The organism is Acidovorax sp. KPB24-07, from assembly GCF_057543315.1.
On record NZ_BAAJYS010000785.1, the window covers coordinates 1 to 915 of the forward strand.

Genomic DNA, 915 nt, shown 5'->3' on the forward strand with positions numbered 1-915 from the left:
ACCATGGGCGGCCACCCGGGCCTGCAGCGGCAGCGCGCCGGGGGAATGGTCGGGGTGCGAATGCGTGCACACGATCATGCGGATGTCGCCGCCGGCCGCGCGCCACAGGCGCTCCAGGTGCTCGGCATCCTGCGGGCCGGGGTCGATGGCGATGAACCCCGTGGCCGGGTCGCCCACCAGGTAGCTGTTGGTGCCGGGGCCGGTCATCACGCCGGGGTTGGGCGCGGTCAGGCGCTGCACATTGCGCAGCAGCGGCACCGGGCGGTCGCTCTGCCAGTCGAGCGGGTGCACGATCTGGCCGTCGGGGCACACCAGCGCCAGTTCGCCGAAGGGCGGCTCGTGCTCCATGTGGCGCGACTCCCGGCCCGCCAGCAGCCCGGCGCGCGGGCAGCTGGTCCACAGTGGCGCCTCGTGCGCCACGGCGGCCAGCACGGCGTCCACATCGTCGAACCGCGCCAGGCGCTCCAGCGTGCGGATGGTGGGGTAGATCATGAAGAAGCGCCCTGCGGCATGGCGCTCCAGCGCGTCGGCCGGGCGCACCCACACCGGCTCGAACTGCTCGGCCTCGTCGGCCACGGGTTCCTGGCCCTCGGGCATGCGCGCCACGAGAAAGGGCACGTCGAAGCGGCGCGGAAGGTCGCGGTCGGCCGTCCAGTGGGCGAGCAGGAACACGGCATCGGCCGCCAGCCGCAGCCCGCGCGCCTGGCACTGCGCCACGAACGGCGCGTGGCGGTCGAGCGCGGCGATGTCCGCGGCACCGGCGAAGCGGCCATCGGCACGGCGCGCCAGCAGCACACCCAGTTCCTCGAAGCTCTCGCGGATGGCGGCGATGGCCTGCGTCACGCGCAGGTCGTTCTGCGTGGCGCGCCGGTCCGCGGCGGCGTGCGAGGCGGGCGCGGCGTCCAGCGCGTCGAT

General features: G+C 74.8%; 1 protein-coding gene. It reads right to left on the reverse strand.

Translation table 11 applies throughout. The annotated features are described in order from the left end of the window. On the reverse strand, positions 1 to 915 hold a 915-nt coding region (locus AC27IQ_RS25795), incomplete at both ends, for an MBL fold metallo-hydrolase (protein ID WP_487091341.1).